Genomic DNA, 19,946 nt, shown 5'->3' on the forward strand with positions numbered 1-19,946 from the left:
CGGGCGCCGGTGCAGGCCGGCGCCCGCCGCCAGTGACCGTACGTACCGCTGATCGCACGCACCCCGCGCGCCGACACTCAAGTGCCGGCGCGCAGCTTTTTGTCCGGCCCCGTCCGTGGCCCCGCTCACGTCCCGTCCGTCTGCGGCCCCGTCCGGGCCCCGGTCACGGCGCCCCAGCCGCGTCGGATCCGGTGACCGTCCGACCGACGGGTTAGCCTGTGCCGTACTGACCAGCACTGACGGCCGCACGGCGACCCGTCGGACGAGGAATCGGACCGTGCATCTCAAAAGTCTGACGGTGAAGGGCTTCAAGTCCTTCGCCTCCGCCACCACCCTGAAGCTGGAGCCCGGGATCACCTGCGTGGTCGGCCCGAACGGCTCCGGCAAGTCCAACGTCGTCGACGCCATCGCCTGGGTCCTCGGCGAGCAGGGCGCGAAGGCGTTGCGGGGCGGCAAGATGGAGGACGTCATCTTCGCCGGCACCGCCGGCCGGGCCCCGCTGGGCCGGGCCGAGGTCACGTTGACCATCGACAACACCGACGGTGCGTTGCCGATCGAGTACACCGAGGTGTCGATCACCCGCCGGATGTTCCGCTCCGGTGAGAGCGAGTACGAGATCAACGGCAACCACTGCCGGCTGCTCGACATCCAGGAACTGCTCTCCGACTCCGGCATCGGCCGGGAGATGCACGTCATCGTCGGCCAGGGCCAGCTCGACGCCGTACTGCACGCCAAGCCGGAGGACCGGCGGGCCTTCATCGAAGAGGCCGCCGGGGTGCTCAAGCACCGCAAGCGCAAGGAAAAGGCGCTGCGCAAGCTGACCGCGATGCAGACCAACCTGGACCGGCTGACCGACCTGACCGGCGAACTGCGCCGCCAGCTCAAACCGCTGGGCCGGCAGGCCGAGGTGGCCCGCCGGGCCGCCGGGATCCAGGCCGACCTGCGCGACGCCCGGCTGCGGCTGCTCGCCGACGACCTGACCACCCTGCGGACCACCCTCGACAAGGAGATCGCCGACGAGACGGCGCTGCGGCAGCGTCGCACCGAGGTGGAGTCCGAACACGCCGAGGTGCAGTCCCGGCTGGCCGAGCTGGAGTCGGCGCTGGCCGAGGACGCGCCGCTGCTCGCCGCCGCCCAGGACACCTGGTACAAGCTCGCCGCCCTGCAGGAACGCTTCCGCTCGACCGAGCAGCTGGCCGGTGAACGGCTGCGGCACCTGTCGGGCGTGCCCGACGACGAGCGACCCGGGCGTGACCCGGACCAGCTCACCGACGAGGCGCACCGGGTCCGCGAGCAGGAGGAGGAGCTGCGGGCCGCACTGACCGAGGACCAGATCCGCCTCGCCGAGGCGGTGGAGGGCCGCCAGCAGCTGGAAGCGCAGCTGGCCCAGGCCGAGCGGGCGCTGGTCGCCGCCGCCAAGGCGATCGCCGACCGGCGGGAAGGGCTGGCCCGGCTGACCGGTCAGGTCAACTCGGCGCGGGCCCGCACCTCCAGCGCCGCCGACGAGATCTCCCGGCTCACCGCCGCGCACGCCGACGCGCAGGCCCGCGCCGATCAGGCCCAGCAGGACCTGGACGCGGCCGCCGAACTGTCCACCGAGGCCGACCGGGACAACGCCGACCTGGACGCCCGGCACGCCGAGGCGGTCGCCGCGCACGACGCCGCCGCCGCGCAGGTACGGCAGCTGTCCGACGCCGAGCGACGGGCCGAGAAGGAGGCCGCCACCTGGCAGGCGCGGGAGGACGCGCTGGCGATGGGGCTGCGCCGGGGCGACGGTGCCGGGGCGCTGCTGGCCCGGGCCGATCAGGTGCCCGGCCTGCTGGGCAGTCTGGCCGGCCTGCTCACCGTCGCGCCTGGACACGAGGCGGCGCTGGCCGCCGCGTTGGGCGGTCTCGCCGACGCGGTGGCGGTCACCGGCGTCGACGAGGCGGCCGAGGCGATGCGGCTGCTCAAGATTCAGGATTCCGGTCGGGCCAGCCTGCTGGTCGCCGGACCCGCCGGGCCGGGGATGATCGGCTCGCCGGACACCCTGCGGCCGGCCATGCCGCCCGGGGCGACCTGGGCACCGGACGCGGTCAGCTGCCCCGATGAGCTTCGCCCGGCGCTGCACCGGGCGCTGCGGGACGTGATCCTGGTCGGCGACCTCGCGGCGGCCACCGCGGCCGTCGCCGACCATCCGCAGCTGCGGGCGGTCACCCCGGACGGCGACATCGTCGGCACCTACGCCGCCGCCGGCGGGTCCGCCAAGGCCCCCAGCTTCATCGAGGTGCAGGCGGCGGTCGAGGAGGCCCGCAGCAACCGGCTCACCGCCGAAGCCACCGTCGCCGAGCTGCGCGGGCAGCTCGACACCGCGCGGGAGGCGGCGGCTGGCCTCAAGGAGCAGGTCGCGCAGGCGGCCGCCGAGCGGCGACAGGCGGAGGGGCAGCGTAACGCCGCCGCCCGCCGGCTCGCCGAGCTCGGCGCCGCGGCCCGGTCGGCACGGGCCGAGGCGGAGCGGCTCGGAACCTCCCGGGACAAGGCCGCCGAGGCCCGGGACCGTGACCTGACCGCGCTGGAGGAGCTGGAGGAACGGCTCCGGCTGGCCGAGGCGACCCCGATCGACGAGGAGCCGTCGACCGCCGAACGGGACTCCCTTGCCGCGATGCTGCCCGGTGCCCGGCAGAACGAGATGGAGGTCCGACTCGCCGTCCGTACCGCCGAGGAGCGGGTGTCGTCGATCGCCGGCCGGGCGGACTCGCTGCTGCGGCAGGCGGCGGCCGAGCGGGCCGCGCGGGAACGCGCCGCCGCCCGCCGGGCCGCCCGGGCCCGGGGCGCGCAGATCGCCCGCGCGGTCACCGCCGGGGCCCGGTTCGCGCTGACCCGGCTGGCCGACTCGATGGTCGACGCGGCCGCCGCCCGTGACGAGATCGCCAGCGCCCGCGCCGCGCGGGAGGCCGAACTGCAGGAGGTACGCGGAGCGGCAAAGCGGCTCGGGGCCGAGCTGGAGCGGCTGACCAGCGCCGTGCACCGCGACGAGGTGGCCCGCGCCGAGCAGCGGCTGCGCATCGAGCAGCTGGAGGCGAAGGCGGCCGAGGACTTCTCGCTGGACGTGGAGACCCTGCTCGCCGAGTACGGCCCGCACCAGCCGGTGCCGCCCACCCAGGCCCAACTGGCGGCGGCCGCCGCCGACGGCAAACCGGAACCGCAGCCGGTGCCGTTCGACCGGGCCACCCAGGAGAAGCGGTCGGCGAAGGCGGAACGGGAGCTGGCCCTGCTCGGCAAGGTCAACCCGCTGGCGTTGGAGGAGTTCGCCGCGCTGGAGGAGCGCTACAAGTTCCTCTCCGACCAGTTGGAGGACCTGAAGGCGACCCGCAAGGACCTGCTCACCGTCGTCGCGGACGTGGACGACCGGATCCTCGAGGTCTTCTCCAGCGCGTACGCCGACACGGCCCGCGAGTTCGAGCAGGTGTTCACCGTGCTGTTCCCGGGTGGCGAGGGGCGGCTGGTGCTCACCGATCCGGACGACCTGCTGACCACCGGGGTGGAGGTGGAGGCCCGGCCACCGGGCAAGAAGATCAAGCGGCTGTCGCTGCTGTCCGGCGGGGAGCGGTCGCTGACCGCCGTCGCCATGCTGGTAGCCATCTTCCGGGCCCGGCCCAGCCCGTTCTACATCATGGACGAGGTGGAGGCGGCGCTGGACGACGTCAACCTCGGCCGGTTGATCACCCTGATGGCCCAGCTGCGGGACCGCAGCCAGCTGATCATCATCACCCACCAGAAGCGGACCATGGAGGTCGCCGACGCGCTGTACGGGGTCACCATGCGCAACGGTGTGACCCAGGTGATCAGCCAGCGGCTCAAGTCGGCCGACGAGTCAGCGGCGGCGCAGAGTGTGCCGGAGCCGCCGGGGCCTACTGCGGAAGTTTCGCAGCCTGCTGAGGAGGCTGCGGCGTCGGCTGCGCCGCCGCCGAATCGGTGAGCCGGCGGCGGGCCACCTGACGCAACGCGCCGTCGGTCGTCGTGCCCTCCAGCGTCACCTCGGCCGTCGCGCCGTCGTGCAGCAGCGTACTGACCGCGTTGCCGAAGTACGGGCCGTCCAGCTTGCGCCAGCGCACCGACGGCCTTGGCAGTCCGGCGGAGCGGGCCAGCGCCCGCAGCGCCGCCGTCGGCCCTCGCCACCAGCCCAACCGCATCAACGGCCGCATCAGCGCCGGCACCTGGTTGTGGATCGGTGAGCAGGTGAGCTGGTGCACCGGGGTGTGTACCCGCCCAGGCAGCACGGCCCGCGCCACGTACGAGTGGTGCACGTCGCCGGAGAGCATGCTGATCGAGGCCGGCGGCGGATAGCCCGGCCCGGCGCCGACCCGGTCCGGTTGCGTCCCGTCGGCGGCAGACGGCCCCGCGCCGACCCGGGCGAACAACTGCCCGAGGTCGTCGAAGGAGCGCCGGAACGCGGCCCAGTGCTCCAGATCCAGGGCCTGGCGCAACCACTCCGACGCCGCCGCGACCCACCGCCGGGGCGACTCGGCCAGCCGTTCGTTCCACGACTCGAGGTGGTGGATGCCGGGCGGCATCAGCCAGGGCAGCGACGCGCCGACCACCAGATGGTCGTAGCGGCCGTGGGCCCGGTCGGTGAACCAGGCCCACTCACCGGCCGGCAGCATGCTGCGTGCCCCCGGCCGCAGTACCCGGCTGCACCGGTTGTCCAGCACGATCACCCGGGTCCGGCCGACGTCCAGCGAGAAGCTCCACTGGTACTGCACCTGCGACCAGCGCTGCGGGTCGTGCGCGACGTCCGCCTCGGCGTCCACCCGGGCGCCGAATTCGCGCAGCACATCGGTGGCGTCGTCGGCGGCGGTGACCGCCCGGAACACCGGGTCGGCGGCGACCTCGTCCGGGGCAAGGTTGCCCAGGTGCTGGTAGACCCAGTAGGAGGCGAGTCCGCTGCTGATCCGCTCCGGCCACCAGGGCTCGCCGCGCATCCGCGCCCGCCAGGCGGCCGAGGTGTTCCAGTCGTCGATCACCTCGTGGTCGTCGAAGATCATCACGCTGGGCACGGTCGACAGCAACCAGCGGATCTCCGGGTCCCGCCACGACTCCAGATACAGCCGGGTGTACTCGGGGAAGCTGACCACCTGGTCGGCTGGGGCACCGGGCGGCAGCCCACGGTGTCGCCGCCGCCGCCGCAGGAACCGTCGGATCACCGGCGACGTCTCGTCGGCGTACACCTGATCGCCGAGCAGGAGCAGCAGGTCGGGCCAGTCGTCGCCGGCCGGGTCCAGGCCGGCCAGCCGCCGGGCGTACGCGTCGAGCGCGTCCGGCGGCAACCGCCGGGCGGTGGAGTGCTGGGTGGTCTCCCGGCAGGAGCCGAAGATCAACCGCACCGGCTGGGCGCCGTCGTCGGCCCGCCGGGTCCGGATCACACTGCCCGGGTACGGCGAGTCCGGTTCCGGCCAGACCCGCCGGTCGTCGAGGAAGACCTCGTAGCGGTGGCTGGAGCCGGGGGTCAGCCCGTCGACCACCACGAGCGCGTAGTGGTGCCCGAACGCGCTGAATGTGCGGGCCGAGCCGCCCGCCGTGCCCGTCGCCGCGACCCGTACCGTCGCCGGTCCGTCGGTCTCCACCCAGATGGTGGCCTGCCGGCCCACCACCCGCCGCAGCAACGGCCCGATCAGTAGCCTGGGGCCGGCCGCCGGCCGGTGCTGCGGGTCCGGCGCACCGGCGGTTGTGCCGTCGGTCACCGGTGGTCCCTGCCGAACTGGTGTGCAGACATGGTCGACCTTTCGCGAGGGACGCGGGACGGCCTCTTTTGTACCCCGCATGCAGGCCCGTCACCCAGTTCCCCGACCTGTTCCTGGGGGGTGTGGTCGCCGTCCGGCGACACGGGTGGCGGGGGGTGCGGTCGCCGGCCGGCGACACTGTACCGGGGGGTGGGTGTCACCGATGGGTGCGGTGGGCGGGACGCGGTCGCGGCCATCTGTCAGGATTTCCGCATGGATTACCTCGTCCTCGCCGCGATCCTGCTCGGTGTGCTGCTGCTCGCCGGTCTGGGGCTGGTGGTGCCCCGGTTGCGCCGGCAGCCTCCGCTGCCGCCGGCACCGCCGACCCCGCTCGGCGGCGAGCAGCCGCAGGAGCGCCCACCGGCCGACGCCGACGGCGAGCGTCCGGCCGGCGTAGCCGTCGAGGAACGTCCGGTCGCGCCACCGGCCGAACCGGAGCAGGCGCCCGCGGAGCCGGTGGCGCCGGCCCCGCCGACCCTGGAACGTCCGGAGCCCACGGCCGGGCGGCTGGTCCGGCTGCGGACCCGGCTGTCCCGGTCGCAGGGCCTGCTCGGCAAGGGACTGCTGAATCTGCTCTCCCGGGACCGGCTGGACGAGGAGGTCTGGGAGGAGATCGAGGAGAGCCTGATCACCGCGGACGTCGGCATCGAGCCGACCCGGGAGATCGTCGACCGGCTGCGGGAGCGTACCCGGGTGCTCGGCACCCGCAGCGCCACCGAGCTGCGGACGCTGCTCACCGAGGAGCTGGTCGCCGCACTGGACCCGCAGCTCGACCGGGGGCTGAACACCGGCGGCGAGCCGAGCGTGGTGCTGGTGGTCGGGGTCAACGGGTCCGGTAAGACCACTACCTGCGGCAAGATCGCCCGGGTGCTGGTCGCCGACGGCCGTACCGTGCTGCTGGGTGCGGCCGACACGTTCCGGGCCGCCGCCGCCGACCAGCTGACCACCTGGGCCTCCCGGGTCGGTGCCGAGGTGGTCCGGGGCCCGGAGGGCGCGGATCCGGCCAGTGTCGCCTTCGACGCCGTGAAGCGGGGCATCGACACCAAGGTCGACGCGGTGCTGATCGACACCGCCGGCCGGTTGCAGAACAAGATCGGTCTGATGGACGAGCTCGGCAAGGTCAAGCGGGTGGTGAGCAAGCATGGTCCGGTGCACGAGACACTGCTCGTGCTGGACGCCACCACCGGGCAGAATGGGTTGGAGCAGGCCCGGGTGTTCACTGAGGCGGTGGAGGTGACCGGGGTGGTGCTGACCAAACTCGACGGCACCGCCAAGGGCGGTATCGTCATCGCGGTGCAGCGCAAACTCGGCATTCCGGTCAAACTGGTCGGTCTCGGCGAAGGTCCGGACGACCTCGCCCCGTTCGATCCGGCGCAGTTCGTCGACGCCCTGATGGGCGCCGATCCACGTGGAATGGATGCGTAGCCTCGGGTGACGTACCGCAATCAGGAGCCACGTCTCGGGAGACCGTACGTGACCCAGCAGGAGATCCCACTGCGTGGCGGCAACGTCAGCACCGTGGTGCGGGTCGGAGACACCGTCCGGCGCAACGTCGGCCCGTGGACGCCCTCGGTGCACGCGCTGCTGCGGCATCTGGAGTACGTCGGGTTCACCGGTTCGCCCCGGGCCCTCGGCATGGACGAACGCAACCGCGAGGTCCTCTCCTACGTCGAGGGGGAGTGCGGCGAGTATCCGCTGGCGCCGCACTGGGTCAGCGACGAGGCGCTGGTCACCGTCGCGACGATGTTGCGGATGTTCCACGACGCCCAGTACGGGTTCAATCCGCCACGCACTGCGGTTTGGCGTTCGTTCGGCCCGCCGCCGCCGGACACCGAGGTGATCTGCCACCATGACGCGGCCCCACACAACGTGATCTGGCGTCCGGACGGCACTCTTGCCCTGATCGACTTCGACCTGGCGTCGCCGGGGGCGCGGATCTACGACGTCGCGTACGCCGCGTGGACCTGGGTGCCGCTCTTCTCCGACCGGGACTCCTACACGCTGGGCTGGCGGCACCCGGACCGGCCGCGCCGGTTGCGGCTGTTCGCCGACGCGTACGGGCTGATCCCCCGCGACCGGCACCGGCTGGTCCGGACCATCCGTAAGCGGGTCGTCGACCATGTGGAGGGGATCCGGCGGATGGCCGCCGCCGGAGATCCGGCGTTCGTCCGGATCGTGCACAAGGGCCATCTCCGCCGGCCGATGCGGGACCTGCGGCTGCTCGACTACGAACGGCACATCCTGGAGTACGCGTTGCGCTGACCGGCAGCGGGCCGGGGCGGCAGTGGCCCGGGGACGGGTGACGAGTTCTGTCGTCTTCCGGACAGCCGGCAGTGGCTATTCGGTTGATATGACCCTGCCTGATCTGGCGATAGTGAAGTGTTCTTCACATGTTGGAAACAACCCGTCACGTGTTGGAAACGGCACGGGCACCCTGCGTGAAACAGCTGCCCAGCAAGCTTCGCGCAACCGGCGAGCGGGCGATGCTGCCTCTTGGAGCCGGTTATGTTTCCAACTGAGAGGAGGCAGCGTGCCGGAACTAGATTCTGGTGCCACCGCCTGGATTTTGACTTCAGCCGCCCTGGTGTTGCTCATGACGCCCGGATTGGCGCTGTTCTATGGTGGCATGACGCGGTCCAAGTCCGTGCTCAACATGATGATGATGAGCTTCGGCGCGATCGGCCTGGTCAGCCTGCTGTGGGTCTTCTACGGCTACAGCATCGCCTTCGGCGAGGACGTCGGCGGCGTCACCGGTGACCTCTCCATGGCCGGCCTGCGCGGCATGCTCGAGTCGGGCTCCGAGGGCGGCATCCCGGACCTGCTGTTCGTCGTCTTCCAGATGATGTTCGCGATCATCACCGTCGCACTGATCAGCGGTGCGATCGCGGACCGGGCGAAGTTCGGCGCCTGGCTGCTCTTCGCCGGCCTGTGGGCCACCCTGGTCTACTTCCCGGTCGCGCACTGGGTGTGGGGCGGTGGCTGGATCTTCGAGCTCGGCGTCCTCGACTTCGCCGGTGGCACCGCGGTGCACATCAACGCCGGTGCCGCAGCGCTCGCGCTGGCCCTGGTGCTCGGCAAGCGGGTCGGCTGGCCGAAGGACAAGTTCAAGCCGCACAACCTGCCGATGGTGCTGCTCGGCGCCGGCCTGCTGTGGTTCGGCTGGTTCGGCTTCAACGCCGGCTCGGCGGTCGCCGCCAACGGCACCGCCGCGGTCGCCTTCATCAACACCCAGGTGGCCACCGCAGCCGCCGTGCTGGGCTGGATCGTCGTCGAGTGGTTCCGCGACGGCAAGCCGACCACCCTCGGTGCCGCCTCCGGTGCCATCGCCGGTCTGGTCGCCATCACCCCGGCCTGTGCCTTCCTGGAGCCGCTCGGGGCGATCGCGCTCGGCATCATCGCCGGTGCCGTCTGCGCCCTGGCGGTCGGCCTGAAGTACAAGCTCGGGTACGACGACTCGCTCGACGTGGTCGCCGTGCACATGATCGGCGGCATCCTCGGTTCGCTGCTGATCGGCTTCCTCGCCGTCGAGGTCCTCGCTGGCGAGGGCAACGCCGGACTCATCTACGGCGGGGGCATCGACCTGCTCGGTCTGCAGGCGCTCGGTGTGGTCGCGGTCCTGGTCTACTCCTTCGTCGTCGCCTACATCATCGGCTTCGCGATCGAGAAGACCATCGGCTTCCGGGCCAGCGCCGACGCCGAGGTCGAGGGCATCGACACCGCCGAGCACGCGGAGAGTGCCTACGAGTTCGGTAGCACCTCGGGTGGCGGCTTCGCCGCCGCCGGCATCGGGAAGGCGCCCGCCGGTTCGGGCGAGTCCGCACCGGTCAGCGAAAAGGTCGCCGGTTAACGTTCCCTGATGGAGGGGTTAGACATGAAGCTGGTGACTGCGGTCATCAAGCCGTACCAGCTCGACGCGGTCAAGGAGGCCCTGCACGCCCTCGGCGTCGCCGGCCTGACCGTGAGCGAGGTCCAGGGGTACGGACGTCAGAAGGGCCACACCGAGGTGTACCGGGGTGCCGAGTACACCGTCGAGTTCCTGCCGAAGATCCGGATCGAGGTGCTGACCGACGAGATCGACGTCGAGAAGGTCGTCGATGCGGTCGTCACGGCGGCCCGGACCGGAAAGATCGGCGACGGCAAGGTCTGGGTGACCGCCGTCGAGGACGTCATCCGGGTCCGCACCGGTGAGCGCGGTCTCGACGCGCTCTGAGCCGGCGAGCCCACCGAACCGGTAGGGAGAACACATGACCGACGGAGTCGGGGTCCGGCAGCGCCACGCGGCCGGCCCCGGCCCGTCGCTGTCCGACGGCATCGGTGCCGCCGCCCGCGTGGACCGGGCGGCGGCACTCGATGTCTGGCTTACCTCGCTGATGCCGTCCGGGCTGACCGGTATCGCCCTGGTGGCGGTCGGCGGACTCGGCCGGCTGCAGTGCTCCCCGTACAGCGATCTCGACCTGGTGCTGCTCCATCGTGGCGTCGCCGGCATGAACGAGATCGCCGCCCGCCTCTGGTACCCGATCTGGGACGCCCGCCTCGGGCTGGACCACTCGGTGCGTACCCTGCCGGAGGCACTGTCCGTCGCTCACGACGACGTCAAGGTCGCGCTCGGCCTGCTCGACGCCCGGCACGTCGCTGGCGACCGGGAGCTCACCGCCGAGCTGCAGGCCGCCGCGACCGACCAGTGGCGGCGCACCGCCGTCCGCCAGCTGCCGGCGCTGCGCGAGGTCACCGAGGCCCGCTGGCGTAGCCACGGCGAGCTGGCCTTCCTGCTGGAAGGGGATCTGAAGGAGGCCGCCGGCGGGCTGCGCGACGTCGGCATCCTGCGCGGCATCGCCCTGGCCGGCATCGCCGACAGCATGCGTCCGGCCGCCCGCGCGGCCCACCTGCGGCTGCTGGACACCCGCGACGCGCTGCACGTCGCCGTCGGCCGGCGGGTGGACCGGCTGGTGGCCCAGGAACGCGCCGCCGTCGCCGGGCTGCTCGACCTGGACGACCCGGACACCCTGCTACGCCGGGTCGCCTCCGACGCGCGCACCATCACCCACGCCCTCGACGACGCCTGGCGCAGCGCCGACCGGCTGCGCTCCGGCCGGCGGCGCGGCGGCGGCCCGCCGGTGCGCCGGCCGGTGGCCCGCGACGTCGTCGAGCACGACGGTGAGCTGGTCCTCGCCCGGACCGCGATCGGGGCCCGCCCGGACCCCAGCCTGTCGCTGCGGGTCGCCGCGGCCGCCGCCACCAGCCGGCTGCCGATCGCCCGGGCGACCTGCGAGTGGCTCGCCGCGTACTGCCCGCCGCTGCCGGCGCCGTGGCCGGATGCGGCCCGGGCCGCGCTGATCACTCTGCTCGGCGCCGGTCCCGGTCTGGTGCCCACCTGGGAGACCTGCGACCGGTACGGGCTGGTCGACGGCTGGTTGCCGGAGTGGCCCCGGATGCGCAGCCTGCCGCAGCACAACCCGGTGCACCGGTTCACCCTGGACCGGCACCTGGTTCAGGCGGCACAGGAGGCGACCGCGTTCACCCGCGAGGTGGACCGGCCCGACCTGCTGCTGCTCGGCGCCTTCCTACACGACGTGGGCAAAGGGCTGCCCGGCGACCACAGTACGGTCGGCGCCCCGGTCGCGGCGCGGATCGCTGCCCGGACCGGGCTGCCGCCGGCCGACGTCGACATGATCGACAAACTGGTCCGGCTGCACCTGCTGCTGCCGGAGGTGGCCACCCGGCGTGACCTCAGCGACCCGGTGACGATCTCCCAGGTCGCCGCCGCGGTGGGCGACACCACCACGCTCGGCCTGCTGCACGGGCTGGCCCGCGCCGACGCCCGGGCGACCGGCCCGGCGGCCTGGTCGGACTGGAAGGGACGGCTGATCGCCGAGTTGGTCCGCCGGGTGCACACCGCGCTGGACACCGGGGTGCTGCCCGAGCCGCCGCGACCCGATCCGGCGCTGGTGGCGGGTCCGCTACCGGCCGTACACATCGACGGTGACGACCGGGTCGCGGTGGCCGCCGCGGACCGGCACGGCCTGCTCGCCGCGGTCGCCGGCTGCCTGGCCCTGCACCGGCTGGACGTGCTGACCGCCGACGCCTCCACGGTCGACGGGCGGGCGTTGGTCGAGTTCCGGGTCCAGCCCCGGTACGGCACCCCGCCGGACACCATCGCGCTCACCGCCGACCTGCGGCGGGCGGTCACCGGTGACGTGTCGGTCACCCAGCGGCTACGGGGCCGGGCACTCGCCGCCCGGCGGGCCGGGGCCGACCCCCGGGTGGTGTGGCACCGGGAGGCCGCCACCGACGCGGTGGTGCTGGAGCTGCGGGCGGCCGACTCGGCCGGCCTGCTCTACCGGGTGACCAGCGCGCTCGACGAGGCCGGCGCCCAGGTGCGGGCGGCCCGGATCTCCACCCTGGGCGGCGACGTGGTTGACGCTTTCTACCTGGTGGGGGCCGGCCCGGACGACGCCGAGCGGGCCCGACTCGAAGCCGCGGTGCTGGCCGCCGCCGGATGACCGGGCGGCGCAGCGGCGGAGCCGGTGCTGGAGCGGCGGAGCCGGGTGCCGGAGTGGCGGAAGCGGTCGGCTGGCGCGGGCGGTGGAGTGGCGGAAGCGGGCGGTACGGACGGCGGCTAGGCTTGCCAGGTCGGGCGGAGTCATGTCCCGACACCGCCGTGAGTTGCCCTGCCGGATCGACATACAGGATGTTGCGTCGTGTTTGACACTTTGAGTGATCGACTGTCCGGGATCTTCGGCAAGCTCCGGGGCAAGGGTCGGCTCACCGACGCCGACATCGACGCGACCGCCCGGGAGATCCGGCTGGCGCTGCTGGAGGCGGACGTCGCGCTGCCGGTGGTCAAGGCGTTCATCGGCCGGGTCAAGGAGCGCGCCCGCGGCTCCGAGGTCTCCCAGGCGCTCAACCCGGCCCAGCAGGTCATCAAGATCGTGCACGAGGAGCTGGTCGGGGTCCTCGGCGGCGAGCAGCGGCGGCTCCGGTTCGCCAAGCAGCCGCCGACGGTGATCATGCTGGCCGGGCTGCAGGGTTCCGGCAAGACCACCCTCGCCGGCAAACTGTCCAACTGGCTCAAGGCGCAGGGGCACCAGCCGCTGCTGGTCGCCGCCGACCTGCAACGCCCGAACGCGGTCGGCCAGCTGCAGGTCCTCGGCGGGCGGGCCGGGGTCGAAGTGTTCGCTCCGGAGCCCGGCAACGGGGTCGGCGACCCGGTGGCCGTCGCCAAGGCGTCGATCGAGCACGCCCGCCGGTCGGCGCGCGACGTCGTCATCGTCGACACCGCCGGCCGGCTCGGCATCGACGCCGAGATGATGGCCCAGGCGGCCGCGATCCGCGACGCGGTCGACCCGGACGAGGTCATCTTCGTCATCGACGCGATGGTCGGTCAGGACGCGGTCCGCACCGCCGAGGCGTTCCGCGACGGCGTCGGCATCACCGGCGTGGTGCTGTCCAAGCTCGACGGCGACGCGCGCGGTGGTGCGGCGCTGTCCGTCCGGCAGGTCACCGGCGAACCGATCCTGTTCGCCTCCACCGGGGAGAAGCTGTCCGACTTCGACGTCTTCCACCCGGACCGGATGGCCAGCCGGATCCTCGGCATGGGCGACGTGCTCACTCTGATCGAGCAGGCCGAGCAGGCCTTCGACGCCGATCAGAAGGAGAAGATGACCGCCAAGCTGATGGGCGGCGAGCAGTTCACCCTGGAGGACTTCCTCGACCAGCTCATCGCGGTGCGCCGGATGGGGCCGATCGCCAACGTGCTGGCCATGATGCCCGGCATGGGGCAGATGAAGGACCAGCTGGCCGAGGTCGACGACAAGCACTTCGACAAGGTCACCGCGATCATCCGCTCGATGACGCCCGGGGAGCGGACCAACCCGAAGATCATCAACGGGTCGCGCCGGGCCCGGATCGCCAACGGCTCCGGGGTCACCGTGATGGACGTCAACCAGCTGCTCAACCGCTTCGCCGAGGCGCAGAAGATGATGAAGCAGATGGGCGGGATGATGGGTCTGCCCGGTGGCGGGCGGCGCAAGGCGACCAAGTCGCCGAAGAACAAGCGCAAGGGGAACAAGGGCGGCAACCGTGGCGGCGGTGCCCGCCAGCGCGGCGGCGGCGGGGTGCCGGCCGGCTTCCCAGGCGGGATGCCGCAGCTGCCGCCCGGCCTCGACCCGAACGCGCTGGGCGGCGGCGACGGTCTGCCGCCCGGCTTCAAGCTCCCCAAGATCGACTTCAACAAGTTGAACAAGCGGGAGAAGGGCTGAGCGTCGTCGACCCCGCGCCCGTGCCGCTGCACGTCCGCGGGGTCATGCTGCCCGAGGACCGGACCCGGGACCTGTGGCTGGTGGGCGACCGGGTGACGCTGCATCCGGTGCCCGGCGCGACCACCGTGGTCGACGGCGGTTTCATCCTGCCCGGGCTGGTCGACGCGCACTGCCACATCGGCATCGCCCGGGGCGGGACGCCGATCGGCTCGCTCGACGACGCCCGCCGGCTGGCCGGCGTCGACCGGGACGCCGGCGTACTGGCGCTGCGCGACGCCGGGTCGCCGTACCCGTACCCGCAACTCGACGACGAACCGGATCTGCCCCGGCTGGCCCGCGCCGGCCGGCACGTCGCGCCGCCCCGGCGCTACCTGCGCGACATCGGCGTCGAGGTGCCGGCAGAGCGGTTGTCCGACACGGTGGCCGAGCAGGCCAGGGCGGGCAACGGTTGGGTCAAGCTGGTCGGCGACTGGATCGAGCGGTCCGCGGGGGACCTCGCCCCGGCCTGGTCGGCGGAGGCGATGACCGACGCCATCGCCACCGCGCACCGGGCCAACGCCCGGGTCGCCGCGCACACCTTCGACGAGGAGGCGGTACGAATCCTGGTCCGGGCCGGGGTCGACTCGGTCGAGCACGGCACCGGGCTGAGCCCCGACCTGATCGACGAGATGGCCCGGCACCGGACCGCGTTGATCCCGACGATGATCAACATCGCGACGTTCGGCGGGATCGCCGACCGGGCCCGGGAGAAGTTTCCCCGGTACGCCGCCCACATGATCAGCCTGCGGGACGGGTTCCCCGAGGTGGTACGCGCCGCGCACGAAGCCGGCGTACCGATCTTCGTCGGCACCGACGCCGGTGGCGGCATCGCCCACGGCCGGGCCGCCGACGAAATGCTCACCCTGCACACCGAGGCGGGCATGCCGGCCGAGGCGGTGCTGGCCGCCGCCTCCTGGGGTGCCCGGGACTGGCTCGGCTTCCCCGGCCTGGTCGAGGGCGGGCTCGCCGACCTGGTCGTGTATCCGGCGGACCCGCGTGCCGACCTGCGGGTGGTCCACGCACCTGAACGGATCATCCTGCGTGGGCGGGTGCTGCGCTGAGCTGGCCGCTGGTCTTGCGCTCACCGTGACGGCCGGTACTGCGCTGACCCGTCGACGGCGGGTGCGTCGCGCAGCCGCCACCGTCGGCGCATAGGATGTCCGGTCATGGCCCGCGTGCTCACACCTCGTGCGGAGGACTTCCCCCGCTGGTACCAGGATCTGATCGCCAAGGCGCAGCTCGCCGACAACGGACCGGTGCGCGGCACCATGGTGATCCGGCCGGCCGGGTACGCCATCTGGGAGCGAATGCAGTCCGAGATGGACAACCGGATCAAGGCGGCCGGCGCGGAGAACGCGTACTTCCCGCTGTTCATCCCGGAGAGCTACCTGCGCCGCGAGGCCGAGCACGTCGAGGGCTTCTCGCCGGAGCTCGCGGTGGTCACCCATGGCGGCGGCAAGCAACTCGCCGAGCCGGTGGTGGTCCGGCCGACCAGCGAGACGGTGATCGGCGAGTTCATGGCCAAGTGGGTCGACTCCTACCGGGACCTGCCGCTGCTGCTCAACCAGTGGGCCAACGTGGTGCGCTGGGAGCTGCGCCCCCGGGTGTTCCTGCGGACCAGCGAGTTCCTCTGGCAGGAGGGGCACACCGCGCACGCCGACGAAGCCGACGCGCGGGCGTACGCCCGACGGATCCTGCACGAGGTCTACGAGGACTTCATGGTCAACGTGCTCGGCATCCCGGTGCTGGTCGGGCGCAAGACCGCCCGGGAGCGCTTCGCCGGGGCCACCAGCACGTACACCCTCGAAGGGATGATGGCCGACGGCAAGGCGCTGCAGCTGGGCACCTCGCACGAGCTCGGGCAGAACTTCGCCCGCGCGTTCGACATCACCTACACCTCCGCCGAGCGGGCCGTCGAACACGCCTGGACCACCTCCTGGGGGGTCTCCACCCGGATGCTGGGCGGGCTGATCATGGTGCACGGCGACGACAACGGGCTGCGGGTGCCGCCACGGCTGGCCCCGGTCCAGGCGTACGTCATGGTGGTCAAGGCCGGCGACGGGGTCGCCGAGGCGGCGGCCAAGTTGCGCGACGCGTTGCGTGACGCCGGCGTACGGGTCGGCCTGGACGACCGGGTGGACACGCCGTTCGGCCGCCGGGCCGTCGACGCCGAGCTCAAGGGATACCCGGTACGCGTCGAGGTCGGCCCGCGCGACCTGGCCACCGGCAACGCGGTGCTGGTCCGGCGTACCGACGGGTCGAAGACCCCGGTGCCGGTCGCCGACGTGGTCGGCGCGGTCCGCGACGCCCTCGACGCCGACCAGCAGCGGCTCTACGACCAGGCGCTGGCGCTGCGTCAGGCGCGTACCGTCGAGGTCGGCACCCTCGCCGACGCCGTCGCCGCCGCGGCGACCGGATGGGCCAGGGTGCCGTGGTCGGTGGTCGGCCCGGCGGGTGAGGCGGAGGTCAACGCGCAGGGCGTCACCGTACGCTGCCTGCTGCGTCCGGACGGCTCGGTGCCCGACTCCGACGACGAGCCCGACCTGGTCGCGGTGCTTGCCCGCTCGTACTGACGCCCTGCCCTGCGGTCGGTGAGCGGCGCCGCCCGTTGGTGGGCGGTGTCGCTGTCGGGCCGTTCGCGGGCGGCACCGCTGTCAGGCCGTTGGTGGACGGCCTCGCCGTCAGGCCGTTCGTGGGCGGTGCCGCTGTCGTTGGGCATGGTGAGCGAGGGAGATGAGCATGCGGTTTCAGCCCGGTCAGTTGATCATGCATCGGAATGTGCGGCGCGGGCGTCTCGGCTGGGTCCGTCCGGCCCGGGTCGTCGTCGACGACGAGCGGGGCCTGCTGGTCTGGGTCGACCGGGGTTCGCCGGTGGTCAACGAGGTGGCCGACGACGGCCGTGGCATGCGGGCGATGCCGTTCACCGAGTGGATCACCCGGTCGTACCGGATCAAGCACGGCCGCTGGCTCGGCCCGCCGGTGCTGAAGTTCCTGCCCGCCGGGGCCGCCCATTCGGTCTGGTGGTTCCGCGACGACGCCGGGAACTTCCTCAACTGGTACGTCAACCTCGAAGAGCCCGGCGTGCGCTGGGCCGACGGTGACCTCGCCGGGGTGGACGTGGTCGACCAGGACCTGGACGTGGTGGTCCGCCCGGACCGCAGCTGGGTCTGGAAGGACGAGGAGGAGTTCGCCGAGCGGCTCGCCTTCCCGGAGCACTACTGGGTGCGTGACGAGGCGGCGGTACGGGCCGAGGGGCGACGGGTGATCAAGATCGCCGAGGCGGGTGACTTTCCGTTCGACGGCACCTGGTGTGACTTCCGGCCGGACCCGGCCTGGGCACCGCCGGCCGAGCTGCCGCCCGGCTGGGACCGCCCGCCGGCAGCCGGCTGACCGCCGGGCACCGGACTGGCCGGCGACCCACCGGGGCCACCGGGTGTGGCGGTACGCCGCGGGTCTGGCACAATAGCGTGTTGGTATCCGGTACGTGTTCGGCGCCCTCTACCCGGGCACGTCGCCAGTCCACCCGAGCTGCCTCTGGCCCAACCCCACTGTGCCGGTCGGCGTTCACCCGCGCACCGCCCTCGGGGGCCGGTGAAGATCGCAACAGGAGCGAACAAACCGTGGCCGTAAAGATCCGGCTTCTGCGGATGGGCAAGATCCGCAACCCGCAGTACCGCATCGTCGTCGCCGACTCGCGTACCAAGCGCGACGGGCGGGCGATCGAGTTCGTCGGGATCTACCACCCGAAGGAAGACCCGTCGGTCATCGAGGTGACCTCGGACCGTGTCCAGTACTGGCTCTCGGTCGGCGCCCAGCCGAGCGAGGCCGTCCAGCGCCTGCTGGAGAAGACCGGCGACTGGCAGAAGTTCAAGGGCCTGCCCGCCCCGCCGCCGCTGCTGGTGGCGCCCGAGCGGGCCGACCGCAAGGCGGCGTACGAGGCGGAGGCGAAGGCCGCCGCGGGCGTCGCGGACACGCCGACCAAGCCGGCGAAGAAGGCCGAGAAGAAGGCCGAAGCGAAATCTGAAGCCAAGGCCGAAGCGAAGTCCGAGCCGGCGGCTGCCGAAGCGCCGGCCAAGACCGAGGAGCCCACCGGTGCCGGCTCCGGCGAGCAGGCCTGACATGGTCCTCCGGCCCGCGCTGGAGCACCTGGTCAAGGGGATCGTCACCCACCCCGACGATGTACGGGTCCGGCTGGTCGACTCGCGCCGGGGCAAGCGCCTGGAGGTGCGGGTGCACCCGGAGGACCTCGGCACCGTGATCGGCCGCGGCGGGCGTACCGCCAAGGCGCTGCGTCAGGTGATCGGTTCGATCGGCGGGCGTGGTGTGCGGGTCGACATCGTCGACTCGTACTGATGCTGTTGATCGTCGGTCGGATCGGCCGACCACACGGAATCCGTGGCGAGGTCACGGTCGAGGTCCGGACCGACGAACCGGAGATCCGGTTCGCCGCCGGATCGGTGTTGATCACCGATCCGGCGGCGGTGCCGGCCGCCCGCGAACCGCAGCAGCCGCCACCGCCCGGCGCGACCCTGGTCCGCGTCCCTGACCGGTTGACCATCGAGGCGGTCCGCTGGCATCAGGGCCGACCGTTGGTGCAGTTCGCCGGGGTTGTCGACCGCGACCTTGCCGAGGCGTTGCGGGGCGTACTGCTCTGCGTGGACAGCAGCGACATCGCCACCCCGGAGGATCCGGACGAGTACCACGATCACCAGCTGGTCGGCCTGTCGGCGGTCACGCCGTCCGGTGAGGCTCTCGGCGAGGTGGCCCGGATCGACCATGCGCCCGCATCCGATCTGCTGGTGCTCCGCCGGCCCGGCGGCGGGTCCGCCCTGGTGCCGTTCGTCCGGGCGATCGTGCCGGAAGTGGATCTCGCCGGTGGACGGGTGGTCGTCGACGCCCCACCCGGCCTGCTCGACCTGTGAGCGCCCCGATGCCGTCCGGCGCGGCGGCGCTGCAGGTGGACGTCGTCACCATCTTTCCGGACTATCTGGCGCCGCTGGACCTGTCGCTGATCGGCCGGGCGCGCCGGGCCGGCCTGCTCAGTGTCGAGGTGCACGACCTGCGCCGCTGGACGCACGACGTGCATCGGACGGTGGACGACACTCCGTACGGCGGTGGCGCCGGAATGGTGATGCGCCCGGAGCCGTGGGGCGCGGCGTTGGACGAGTTGGCCGCTGCCGGACGGCCGCCCGCGCGGCTGGTGGTGCCGACCCCGGTGGGGGAGCGGTTCGACCAGGCGATGGCGCAGCGGTTGGCCGCCGAGCCCCGACTGATCTTCGCCTGTGGCCGCTACGAGGGGATCGACCAGCGGGTGATCGAGGAGGCGGCAGCAGCGCTGCCGGTGACCGAGGTATCCCTCGGCGATTTCGTCATCTTCGGCGGTGAGGTCGCCGTGCTGGCCATCCTGGAGGCGGTGACCCGGTTGATTCCCGGAGTGCTCGGCAACGCCGGATCGCTCGTCGAGGAGTCCCACTCGGACGGGTTGCTGGAGGGGCCGGTCTACACCAAGCCGCCGCAGTGGCGGGGACGCGAGGTGCCGGAGATACTACGATCGGGCGATCACGGCCGGATCGCCCGGTGGCGGCGAGATCAGGCGCTGCTCCGTACGGCGTCGCGTCGGCCGGATCTGATCGCCGGACTGCCCGCCGGGAAACTCGACAAAAAAGACATTGCGCTGCTGGTGGCGGCCGGATTTCAACTGCCGGCCGGTGATGTGGCAGAGTAGTGGGGTTGCCGCAGACGGGCATGCGTGTCCGGCTGCGAGGATCCCGCCAGCGGGAAGGCGTCGAACGTTGCGGCATCGAATGCTGCGGCGTCGAGCGTTCCGGCCCGGGATCAGAATCATCCATCCGCGCACCGCGAGACGGTGCGCCTTGAGTAGCCCAAGGAT

General features: G+C 72.5%; 15 protein-coding genes. 14 read left to right on the forward strand and 1 reads right to left on the reverse strand.

Translation table 11 applies throughout. From position 1 onward, the window contains the following. The first annotated feature begins 277 nt into the window (after positions 1 to 277). The gene (gene smc / locus ACN27J_RS31145; protein WP_421371725.1) at positions 278 to 3,958 is read left to right on the forward strand and encodes a chromosome segregation protein SMC; all 3,681 of its coding nucleotides are present in this window, start codon (positions 278 to 280) and stop codon (positions 3,956 to 3,958) included. Here smc and ACN27J_RS31150 read toward each other — a convergent pair. Next, positions 3,891 to 5,720 carry an alkaline phosphatase D family protein gene (locus ACN27J_RS31150; RefSeq protein WP_421371726.1) on the reverse strand — a complete coding sequence of 610 codons (1,830 nt, stop codon included), beginning with the start codon at positions 5,718 to 5,720 and terminating at the stop codon, positions 3,891 to 3,893. The genes smc and ACN27J_RS31150 overlap by 68 nt on opposite strands. A gap of 252 nt (positions 5,721 to 5,972) precedes the next feature. On the opposite strand from ACN27J_RS31150, the gene ftsY reads away from it, so the two are divergent. From ftsY to trmD, 13 genes are all read left to right on the forward strand, one after another. Then, positions 5,973 to 7,184, forward strand: a complete 1,212-nt coding sequence (gene ftsY / locus ACN27J_RS31155; protein WP_421371727.1) for a signal recognition particle-docking protein FtsY — start codon at positions 5,973 to 5,975, stop codon at positions 7,182 to 7,184. A gap of 6 nt (positions 7,185 to 7,190) precedes the next feature. After that, positions 7,191 to 8,021, forward strand: a complete 831-nt coding sequence (locus ACN27J_RS31160) for a phosphotransferase (protein WP_421371728.1) — start codon at positions 7,191 to 7,193, stop codon at positions 8,019 to 8,021. Positions 8,022 to 8,352: 331 nt separating this feature from the next. Then, positions 8,353 to 9,606, forward strand: a complete 1,254-nt coding sequence (locus ACN27J_RS31165) for an ammonium transporter (RefSeq protein WP_421371729.1) — start codon at positions 8,353 to 8,355, stop codon at positions 9,604 to 9,606. Positions 9,607 to 9,630: 24 nt separating this feature from the next. Then, a complete protein-coding gene (locus tag ACN27J_RS31170) occupies positions 9,631 to 9,969 on the forward strand; it encodes a P-II family nitrogen regulator (RefSeq protein WP_199757473.1) in 339 nt (112 codons plus the stop codon). A gap of 34 nt (positions 9,970 to 10,003) precedes the next feature. Then, positions 10,004 to 12,259, forward strand: coding sequence for a [protein-PII] uridylyltransferase (locus ACN27J_RS31175; RefSeq protein ID WP_421371730.1), 2,256 nt, complete (start codon positions 10,004 to 10,006; stop codon positions 12,257 to 12,259). Between the two features lie 198 nt (positions 12,260 to 12,457). Continuing rightward, positions 12,458 to 14,017 carry a signal recognition particle protein gene (gene ffh / locus ACN27J_RS31180; protein WP_278167770.1) on the forward strand — a complete coding sequence of 520 codons (1,560 nt, stop codon included), beginning with the start codon at positions 12,458 to 12,460 and terminating at the stop codon, positions 14,015 to 14,017. 20 nt (positions 14,018 to 14,037) lie between these two features. Beyond that, positions 14,038 to 15,117 (forward strand): amidohydrolase family protein, encoded by a 1,080-nt coding sequence (locus ACN27J_RS31185; RefSeq protein ID WP_421371731.1) that lies wholly within the window; start codon positions 14,038 to 14,040, stop codon positions 15,115 to 15,117. 105 nt (positions 15,118 to 15,222) lie between these two features. Next, positions 15,223 to 16,629, forward strand: coding sequence for a proline--tRNA ligase (gene proS / locus ACN27J_RS31190; RefSeq protein WP_421371732.1), 1,407 nt, complete (start codon positions 15,223 to 15,225; stop codon positions 16,627 to 16,629). 166 nt (positions 16,630 to 16,795) lie between these two features. Further along, a complete protein-coding gene (locus tag ACN27J_RS31195) occupies positions 16,796 to 17,446 on the forward strand; it encodes a DUF402 domain-containing protein (RefSeq protein WP_278167773.1) in 651 nt (216 codons plus the stop codon). A 230-nt stretch (positions 17,447 to 17,676) separates the two neighbouring features. Next, positions 17,677 to 18,174, forward strand: coding sequence for a 30S ribosomal protein S16 (gene rpsP, locus ACN27J_RS31200; RefSeq protein ID WP_421371733.1), 498 nt, complete (start codon positions 17,677 to 17,679; stop codon positions 18,172 to 18,174). Continuing rightward, positions 18,149 to 18,409: an RNA-binding protein gene (locus tag ACN27J_RS31205; RefSeq protein ID WP_199757474.1), complete on the forward strand. Its 261-nt coding sequence runs from the start codon at positions 18,149 to 18,151 to the stop codon at positions 18,407 to 18,409. The genes rpsP and ACN27J_RS31205 overlap by 26 nt, the downstream gene beginning before the upstream one ends. 2 nt (positions 18,410 to 18,411) lie before the next feature. Beyond that, positions 18,412 to 18,978: a ribosome maturation factor RimM gene (gene rimM / locus ACN27J_RS31210; protein ID WP_278174411.1), complete on the forward strand. Its 567-nt coding sequence runs from the start codon at positions 18,412 to 18,414 to the stop codon at positions 18,976 to 18,978. Positions 18,979 to 19,007: 29 nt separating this feature from the next. Then, positions 19,008 to 19,781, forward strand: coding sequence for a tRNA (guanosine(37)-N1)-methyltransferase TrmD (trmD, locus tag ACN27J_RS31215; protein ID WP_421372640.1), 774 nt, complete (start codon positions 19,008 to 19,010; stop codon positions 19,779 to 19,781). Positions 19,782 to 19,946 lie beyond the last annotated feature (165 nt).

Source organism: Solwaraspora sp. WMMB762, from assembly GCF_049179115.1.
Classification (GTDB): Bacteria; Actinomycetota; Actinomycetes; order Mycobacteriales; family Micromonosporaceae; genus Micromonospora_E.